The 10,801-nt window shown below is 40.8% G+C and carries 2 protein-coding genes; both read right to left on the reverse strand.

All coding sequences use genetic code 11. The features are described 5' to 3' along the window. Nucleotides 1–178: 178 nt before the first annotated feature. The gene (locus EHW90_RS13300; protein ID WP_167456757.1) at nt 179–8,332 is read right to left on the reverse strand and encodes a MucBP domain-containing protein; all 8,154 of its coding nucleotides are present in this window, start codon (nt 8,330–8,332) and stop codon (nt 179–181) included. 561 nt (nt 8,333–8,893) lie between these two features. Further along, on the reverse strand, nt 8,894–10,801 hold a 1,908-nt coding region (locus EHW90_RS11355), incomplete at its 5' end, for a Cna B-type domain-containing protein (protein WP_124952852.1).

The raw sequence follows: 10,801 nt of genomic DNA on the forward strand, positions 1-10,801 counted from the left end.
TCTTAACCGTCATGCTAACTTAAGCATTATACATGGAAATATTTTATCATTTTTTAGGAATGATTACTATAGTTATTTTTTAATAAACTTTTACTAATATCTAACTTTTAATGTAAGATTTATTTTTATCGGTATTATAAGTTTAAAAAAACCCCCGGTTTTTAGCCGGGGGAGAAAATTATCTGTCTTCTTTTTTCTTTAATACAAGTGATATTGCAGCTGCCAGTGAGCTTATAAGGATGAAGAAGTAGCCTCTTACATCTTTGCTGTCGGCAGTCTTCGGAACCGACATCGCTCTTCTTGTATCCGGAACTATAGTCGCCTTCTGTGGTGTAGGCTTCTTAGTATCGGTTACAGGCTTGTCTATTACAGGTACTACAGTATCAATTGCGTTCTTTGATTGTCCGTTGTTTGTTGTAACAGTCTTTGCAGGTCTTACATTGGCATCGCCAAAGCTTCCACTTCCTCCTCGACTTCCGTTAGAAGATGTTGCGATAGAAGGTGTAGCTATAGGTCTGTTAGGTCTGATAACAAGATCCTGATCTCTACCCGGAGTAATTATCTGACTCGGTGTAGCTATTCTTGACGGTGTTATCGGACTTGGTGTTATCGGATTAATCGGACTAGGACTAATCGGTGTTATCGGACTTATAGGGCTAGGCGTTATCGGATTAACCGGATTTATAGGTGTTATCGGTGTAACAGGGCTTATCGGGTTAATCGGACTCGGTGCTATCGGAGTAGGTGTCACAGGAGGTACCGGTGTGATAACCACACTTGGGTTCTTTCTGTAGATATATGTCACTTCAATGGTTCCGTTTGTGAATATACCTGTTTCTCTTCCCTGTACAAGGTACAGGCTGTACCCTGTGATATCCTTTTGGGTAGTGTTATATGTGAGTCCCAAGCTTCTCGCACCGTCAAGTACTTCGTCACTTTCTATAGGGAATCCTGCAGTATTTATATAATGGGCAATTACATTTCCTGCATCTTTTCTTCTATATACATATGTGACACTCTGATCTGTACTTGTAAATGTTCCGTTTGCGTTTGTCGGTACACTTACCAAGTCATAATTATCAAAACTCTTAGCACTTGTAGTGTATGGAAGACCAAGCTTCTCACTACCGTCCATTACCTCAGGAGTATCAAGAGGTACGTTTCCGTTCTCATCGATATGCTCTACCGTTACAGTTCCGGCATCTTTACGCTTATAGATATAATCTACTGTAATAGGTGCCACTGTAAATGTTCCGTTTGCATTTGCCGGTACACTTATCAAGTCATAATTTGCAATAACCTTAGGTGTTGTAGTATAAGGCAATCCTACATTATCAGTTCCCGTAATATTATCAGGTGTATCAATGCTGTTTCCATGATTATCAAGATAATTTACTCTTACTCCACCTGACTGTTTTCTCTTATACAGATATGTTACAGTCTGAGTACCGCTTGCAAATGTACCGTTTGCGTTTGCCGGCACACTGCTTATCTCAAAGTCCGCATAACTTTCAGGACTTGTAGTATATGGCAATCCGAGCTTTCTTGTTCCGTCCAGTACGTTCGGTGCGGTCAGATCGCTGTTGTCATATACCGACTTATGGTAAACTGTCACATTTCCGGCATCACTTCTTCTGTAGACATAAGTTACAGTCTGCGTTCCTGATGTGAATACACCGTTTGCGTTAAGAGGTGTGCTCACCAATGTGAAGTTCGGTATGGTTCTTGCTGTTGTAGTATAAGGAAGTCCAAGCTTTCCGACTCCTGACTGAACATCAGGTGTTGAAATAACATTACCCTCATCATCTACATAAACTGTTGTTACATCTCCTGCCGGTTTTCTTCTATATTCATATATTACAGTCTGAGAACCTGCGGTAAATGTACCGTTCTTATTAGCCGGCTGAGCAACCAACTCATAATCTGTGATGTTCTCTTCATTTGTAGTATATGGAAGTCCGAGTTTTCCGGCTCCGCTTAGAACGAAGTCACTGTGAAGTGATGTTCCTGTTCCCTGCTCAAGATATTTTACAGTAACATCTCCCGCATCATTTCTGGTGTAGTAGTATGTTACCACTGTTGTTCCGCTTGCAGGATAATTTCCGCTATGGTTTGTAGGTATAGCATTTACCACAGTGTAGTTTGCCACAGCCGCAGGGCTTGTAGTGTATGTAAGTCCCGACTTGCCTACTCCGCTTAAGTTTTCATCAGGTGATACCTGTGTAGTAGTTCCTGCTTCATAGTGGTGAACCAATACATTTCCTGCATCATTTCTTCTGTACTCGTAGATTACAGTCTGCGCTCCTGTTGTAAATGTACCGTTCTTATTGGCCGGCTGAGCTACCAGTGTGAAATGCTGAATACTCTGATCGTTGGTTGTATAAGGAAGACCAAGCTTACCTGTACCGCTTAAGCTCTCGTCAGCCGCCACAGATGTGGTAGTTCCCTGCTCATAGTGATGTACTGTAACATCTCCTGCGTTATTTCTTGTGTAGTAGTATGTTACTACTGTGGTTCCGGTACTTGGGTATATTCCGGTGTGATCCGCAGGTATCGCACTTACTACCGTATAGTTGGCTACACTTGCCGGGCTTGTAGTATATGTAAGTCCCATCTTACCTACACCACTTAGGTTTTCATCAGCCGATACGGATGTGGTAGTTCCCTGCTCATAATGATGTACCAAAACATTTCCTGCATTTTTTCTTCTGTACTTGTAAATTAAAGTCTGCGGGTTTGTACCATGTGTAAGATTTGTTGTACCTGTTGCACTTGGCGTGGTCGCGCTTGGTGCTCCGCTTGTATCTACTCCTACATACTCAAAGTTGGCTATATTTGCTTCCTTATTTGTAAAGCTTTCAGTCACTCCGAGTTTTCCGCTTCCTGAAACTACCACTGCACTTGGTGTACCTCCTGTAGGAGAGTAAAGCTCTGTTGTAGTTCCGTCCTCATAGTGATGTACCGTAATGTCGGCCGCATCTTTTCTTCTGTAGTAATAATTTACTACCTGATTGCCTGCCACATATGTAACTGTGGTTGCTCCTGTAGTTGTATTCGGAGTGTTGGCTCCACTTGCTCCTGTTACGTCTACTCTAACAAACTCATAGTTATCGATATCGGCTTCCTTATTTGTAAGGTCTTCACTAAGTCCGAGCTTTCCGGCACCGTTAAATACCTCCGCACTTGGAGTTGTGGATCCGCCATGCTTATAAAGCTGTGTTGTAGTTCCGTCTATATAGTGGTTGACTGTGATATTTCCGGCGTTCTTACGTTTGTACTCATAAGTTACTGTAATATCACTGCCTGCCGGCGGATAGTTACCTGTATGACCTGTAGGTGTTGCACTTACCAAGTCATAGTTTGTAAATGTATTCGGTGTTGTTGTATACGGTAATCCAAGTTTTCCGGCTCCGCTCATTGTATCAGGTGATTGAAGCGGTGTATTGGTTCCCTGCTCTACATATTTTACTATAACATTTCCGGCATCTTTTCGTCTGTACTTGTAGATAACTGTCTGTGCAGTTGTTCCATGTGTAAGGGTTGTTGCTCCTGTGCTGCTTGGGCTTGTAGCTGAAGGTGCTCCGCTTACATCTACACTTACATATTCAAAGTTTGCAATATTTGCAGCCTGATTTGTAAGGTTCTCAGGTAATCCGAGTTTTCCTGTTCCTGAGATTGTAACCGCACCCGGTGTACCTCCTGTAGGAGAATACAGTTCGGTTGTAGTTCCGTCCTCATAGTGATGTACTGTTATATTTGCCGCATTCTTTCTTCTGTATCTATAGATTACAGTCTGTGTTCCGGTCTGATATACGACATTTGTCTGGCCTGAGCCTCCGGTTGCTGTAAGTCCCGGTGCTCCGCTTGTATCGACACTGACATATTCATAGTTGTCTATGTCGGCTTCTCTGTTTACAAATGTTTCACTCAGTCCAAGCTTTCCTGTTCCGTCAAATACCTCAGCACTTGGAGCTGCGGCTCCTGTAGGCTTATACAATTCACTTGACTGTCCTACTTCATAGTGATGTACGGTAATATTACCTGCGTTATTTCTCTTATAGTAATAGGTTACCGTCTGGTTACCGCTCTGATATGTACCGTTTTGATTGCTCGGCACTGTCACCACAGTAAAGTTCGGAATAGTCTGTGCAGTTGTTGTATAAGGCAGACCGAGTTTTCCGGTTCCCGATAATGTCATATCAGGTGCCACCTGATTTGTGGTTCCCTGCTCATAGTGGTGTACTATAACATTTCCGGCATCTTTTCGTCTGTACTTATAGATAACCGTCTGTGCAGTAGTTCTATGTGTAAGTGTTGTCTCTCCTGTGCTGCTTGGGCTTGTAGCTGAAGGGGCTCCACTTACATCTATTCCTACATAATCGTAGTTGTCTATATCGGCAGCTTTATTTGTAAGATCTTCAGTCAATCCAAGTTTTCCTGTTCCCGAAATGGTCACTGCACTCGGTGTTCCTCCGGATGTCTGTGAATAAAGCTCTGTGGTAGTTCCGTCCTCATAGTGATGTACCGTTATATTTGCCGCATTTTTTCTCTTATAATAATAAGTTACAGTCTGCGGTGTACTAATATAAGTAACAGTTGTTGCACCTGCTGCACTTGGTGATGTCGCACTGCCGGCTCCTGTTCTGTCCACACTTACATACTCAAAGTTGTCTATATCTGCAGCTTTGTTTGTAAGGTTTTCGCTCAGTCCAAGCTTCTGCGTACCGTCAAATACCTCGGCACTTGGAGTTGTGGCTCCTGTCGGTTTATAAAGTTCTGTAGTCTGACCCACCTCATAGTGGTGTACAGTAATATCTCCCGCCTGTTTTCTCTTATACTTAAGTATAACGACATTCTGACCCGGATTCAGTGTACCGCTAAGCGGTCTGCCGTTTGTAAGATCAGGCTCAGCATATTCAAAGTTTGTTACACCTGTAAGAGTTGTAGCCGGTGTAACACTGTATGTTGCTCTAAATGCGTGTGTAGAATCTGTATCCGGAACATTTCCGCTTCCGTCATCAAGAGGTATCGGATTACCCGACATATCTACATACTTTACTTTAAGTGTTGAATTGCTTGCTTCAAGGGCCGCATTGGCAGTCTTTTTATCTGCACTCGGTGTTACTGTGACATTTGCCTCAAATACAGCATTGCCGCCGAGTGTACCGTTACTGAAGTCGTTACCGATTATAAGTGACGTTGAAGTAACATGTATTCCGCTTAATGTATCTCCCGTACCCGGAGTAACCACTACCTTGTATGTACCCTGAGTTGAGATATTGTCAAATGAATAGTCACCGTTTGCATCAGCTGTAGTAGTAACAGGGTTACCGCTTGCATCAAGCACCGGTGTACCGTCCGACTTATAAAGTGCTACGCTTCTTCCTGCTGCAGGTGCATCATCATCTGTTGTAAGATATGTGCCGTTTGCAGTTCCGCCTGTAGGAGGTACATCATAATAAATCTTACCGCTTATTTTGTACTTCTTAGGTGTTACTGTATTGGCAAGTGCCTCAAAAGCACCTGTATAGTTATCGCCTGAGAATCCTGCAAAGGTATTTACCGCCTTATCTGTAGTATCAAGAGGTATTGTACTCGGCATCTTTGCTTTAAATGTAATTATATCCGTACTGTGACTTGCAAGTACATGTCCCGGCTTCATCTTTGCTCTGAACATAGTTACCTGCGACCAGTCGGATACTGAAGATACCCATGTAGCTCCGCCATAGTTTGCAGCTATATTACCCTCAGTAACAGGTGTAGTGCTGTATTCATATGTATAATTTGCATTTGCGTCTATCGGTCCTGCAAGTGTTACCTTATATGTAGAACCTCTGTCCGCATAATTGCCCTGCTGGTCAGGTGCTATACCCTTATCACCTACATGAGGCAATATATCAAAGAATGTATATCCGCTTACCGGATCTACAGAGTTGTTAAATATATTTAACTGATAATCCACTATCTGCTCACTGTCCGGAGTGGTAATAGATGAGTACTGTGTATTACCGGCATCGGCTCTCTTTGATCTCTTGGTCAAGATAAGCTCAAGCGGAGGAGTATATACATACTTTTCTTTTTTACTTGAGAACTTCTCGGTAGTATTGCCGTCATTATCAAGATCAAGTACATCCGCATAAAGTCCCGGTATCTGACTGCTTGCAGGCGCTTCCTCATTATTATCCCATGAAAGATATGTATCTATAGTACCCGGTCCTGCAGTAACATTTCTGGTAAACTTAAATCTTGGATATAAGTACATATAATAGTATGTACTGTTACCTTGCGGTATATTCAAGTCAGGAAAATCCCATATATAGGCGGTCTTTCCTGTATTTTTAAAGTTATATTCCACTCTGTAATTATTTAAAACCGACGATGTCAATTGAGGCGTATAATAACTATTTCCTGTTAAACCTTGGAACTCAAATCCCGGATCGGCTAAAACATAGTACTTAGGATTTTTTATATCTCTGCCGCCGTCACCTAAGTTATAATAGAACTGTATATTATCAGTTACATTTGCTATATCATTGATATATTTTGTACCTAAATCATTGTTCTGAGTATAATGTTGGTACTCATACGCAAAAGCTTTTGTCCAATTGGCATAATCTCTGCCTTGCCTGCTGACCGCATTGTTATCACCATATAATGTAGCTTTATTATACGTTCTGACATAGCTGCTTGAGTTATTCGGCATCGGCGCCAACTGTGCCTTGATATTATTATAAGCTCCTTGCTCCAAACGGAACTTATATGTCAGCTGGACTGCATTACCCGGAGCTTGTACCTCTATAGGGGTATCGAACTTAAGCTCTATTTTTTTATAGTGCTTAGGTGCAGGTAATGTAACCTCTGTGGAACCGGAGGTAATAGATACGTTATTAGCTATTATTTCAGTACTTCCGTCCGCCTTAGTACCTATAAGTTTATTATGTGAAAGTGCAGCCTGCTGTGTCGTATCCAACACAGGAATATACTGCGATGAAGTAGGACCTGTCGTTCCCTGCACAGCTCCTGTAGCGTTGGTATAGGTAATTGTGTAAGATATAAAATCCATATCCACTTCAGGTGTATCTTCGATAGTACTGATAGTGTGATGATATGTACCTTGTGCCGGATATTGTCCCGGATTTCCTGCATACCAGCTCCAACCTGCATACATTCTATAACTGTGAATAGATGTATCTTGGTCTCCTAAGAGTATAGTCCACGGTGAATTCGTACTCTTACTGAAGCTTAATCCGTAATCTGAAGGCGGTGTTCCCGGATATGAATAATATCCTACTTTTGCAACAGACTTTTGTAATGATGCCGCATCTAAAGAACCGTCATCATTTACAAACTGCCATGTAATAGGGAATGACACATATGCATATGACGACTGTGTTCCTACAGGTTGATTATTATATTTTATATAGAACTGGTCATATGTACTTGTAATATTTCCATACTGTGTATCCTTACTTATAGTATGGTTACTTGCGTTGTATACCCATCCGGCATTATTAGTATCTGTTGTATCGAACCTTTCATTAGCAGGAAGCTGTACTGTAAGTCTTGTTTTTCTTCTGTCGGATCCATAGCTTCTTGATGCCGTACCATGGAATGTACCGGCAGCAGGCCAATTGGTTCTATAAGTACTTATATAGACTCTACTGCTGTAGTTGTTTGACAGTGTGGTATTGTTCTGTAAGTCGGTACTGACTCCCTGTAAAAAGCTGTAGCTTGTAGAATAATTGTTTGTCTCATTTGTATATCCTATAGGATATGTCTTTGCCACAAATGTATTGTTATTACTCTCAAGCAATGTTCCGTCGGCACTGTATACCTGCCACGGTATTGTATAAGTCTCATTATTGGCAAGTGAATTTGCCTGTATTGTTGCCTTAAAAGGTACTGTCTGAGTTACACCTCCACCTAAAGTATTGTACTTCATTGTAACAATAATGTAATCATTATCACTGCTGTTATCAATACTTAGGTAGTTTGTTGCCGGTCTGTTCAGCCATGTTGAAATATTGGAAGTACTTATATAGTTTCCAAATACTTTCTTAGGCAAATACAGCTTTGAATATGCACCCGGCAAACTTCTTGTCGGTGACGAAATTTTTATTTTCGCATAAAACGGTACTTCTTCACCTACATAAAAGTCTGTGTTTCCTCTTGCAGCTGTTGCAACATCGTCATATGTAATACTTGATACTATATCCGGATCATCCACTACCGCAGGCAGAGCCGCGTGAGCAGTGAAGATGTCGCTCATGGATAAGAAAACCATAACAAATGACAAAAGAGCCGCTAAAAAGCGTTTTCTAAATTGCTTCATTAAACCTCCTTTATTCAGTTTATTTTACTATCGTGTCTCAATATTCAAGTTTTATATTTTTTAAGTGAGATTTGATTGAATTATCTTGATATAAAATGCGTTTTTGTATTGCGTTTTTAATGTTAACAAATTGTTATACTCCGTAAAATAAAGTCTATAAAACTGATAATACACTATAGTAATGATTTTTGAACACATATAGGAGTCATCTATACGATCACTCCGCCATTAACTCTTACTTATTCTTCTAACCATATACACTCCTCCTTCTTCACTCTCACTATATTTATACTTATAACATATTTTAGTTAATAATGGAATATTTTTTTAATTTTGTCTTAAATACAGGTATTATCTGATAAAAGTTTTTAAACTGACTTGTGCAATACTTACATATGTTTTATAAATTTTATTTATTCTCTTCCTTTTATATGTTGATTAAGATACTAAAGTCTAATTGCAGTCTATTATCTTTAAAGTTTTATTTAAAATTTTTTAACACTGTTATTGCAATAAAAAAGCCCCCCGACATATGTCGAGGGACTAAAGAATGCTTATCCTTTATTCAGTTTCTTTTTTCTTCCAAAAGATTACAGCAGCTGCGAGTGAGCTTATGAATATGAACATATATCCTCTCACATCCTTTCTGTCTGAAGTCTTCGGAACCGACATAGCTCTTCTTGTAGCCGATATTGAGCTCTTAATATCTTTCTTAAGCTCATTTTTATCAGGCTGCGGATTTCTGTTGGAAATCTTCGGCTCGTCAATAACGATTTCAGGCTTTTGTATTGCATCCTTAGAATTTGTATCCTGAACGGTAACGGTCTTTGTCGGTCTCACACTTGAATTACCGTCTGAAGAACCGCCGCCACCCTTTCTTCCGTTAGATCCTGTAGCAATTGAAGGTGTTGCTATAGGTCTGTTAGGTCTTATAACCGGATCCTGTTCTCTTCCTGGTGTAATAATCTGACTTGGTGTAGCTATTCTTGACGGTGTTATCTGACTTGGTGTTATCGGATTAACCGGATTTATCGGTGTTATCGGTGTAACAGGGTTTATCGGGTTAATCGGACTTGGACTAACCGGTGTTATCGGGCTTATCGGACTAGGCGTTATCGGATTAACCGGATTTATCGGTGTTACAGGTGTAACAGGGCTTATCGGGTTAATCGGACTTGGACTAACCGGTGTTATCGGGCTTATCGGACTAGGCGTTATCGGATTAACCGGATTTATCGGTGTTATCGGTGTAACAGGGCTTATCGGGTTAATCGGACTCGGACTAACCGGTGTTATCGGGCTTATCGGACTAGGCGTTATCGGATTAACCGGATTTATCGGTGTTATCGGTGTAACAGGGCTTATCGGGTTAATCGGACTTGGACTAACCGGTGTTATCGGGCTTATCGGACTAGGCGTTATCGGATTAACCGGATTTATCGGTGTTACAGGTGTAACAGGGCTTATCGGGTTACTCGGGCTTGGCGCTACCGGAGTCGGTGTCACAGGAGGTACCGGTGTAATTAAAATCGTGTTAGTAATAGTGAATCCCGTTGCAGCTGTACCGGAAATGGTTGTTGAATAGCCATCAATATGAACTTCATCAACTGTGTATTCAATCTCATGTCCATCATCGGCATACTTAGGTAAGTTAGAGAAAGTATGTTCCCAGTTATCATCTTTTGTAAGAGTAACGCTTTCCTTCTCTGTACCGTCTGCTAACAATTTGATAGTTGCAGAGTCCGCTTCTTTTCCAACCCAGACTTTTTTGACCGGAACAGATATTTTTTCTGTATTGGTGTTCGTTACAGTGAAGCCATTTTCCATATCGCCGGTTATTGAAGAATCGTAGTTCGTGATTGCATCTTCTTTAACGGTATATTGAATCTCACTGCCGTCTGTATTCTTTTTCTTTAATCCTTCAAAAGTATGTTCCCATTGGTTTCCTGCGTTAAGTGTGACAGAATCGACCTCATGACCATTTGCAAACAGGTGAATAGTAGCCCCGGTTCCTTCTGAGCCTATCCACTTCTTCGTTACATGAATAGACCTCTTTTCCAAAATCGTGTTAGTGATATTGAATCCCGTTGCAGCTGTACCGGAAATGGTTGTTGAATAGTCATCAATATGAACTTCATCAACTGTGTATTCAATCTCATGTCCATCATCGGCATACTTAGGTAAGTTAGAGAAAGTATGTTCCCAGTTATCATCTTTTGTAAGAGTAACGCTTTCCTTCTCTGTAACGTCTGCTAACAATTTGATAGTTGCAGAGTCCGCTTCTTTTCCAACCCAGACTTTTTTGACCGGAACAGATATTTTTTCTGTATTGGTGTTCGTTACAGTAAAGCCATTTTCCATATCGCCGGTTATTGAAGAATCGTAGTTCGTGATTGCATCTTCTTTAACGGTATATTGAATCTCACTGCCGTCTGTATTCTTTTTCTTTAATCCTTCAAAAGTATGTTG

This window comes from Lachnoanaerobaculum orale (assembly GCF_003862485.1).
GTDB lineage: Bacteria > Bacillota > Clostridia > Lachnospirales > Lachnospiraceae > Lachnoanaerobaculum > Lachnoanaerobaculum orale.

Bases quoted from the DNA above. Each gene is read 5' to 3' on its own strand.
- EHW90_RS13300 (WP_167456757.1), bottom strand. From the start codon at position 8,332: ATGAAGCAATTTAGAAAACGCTTTTTAGCGGCTCTTTTGTCATTTGTT.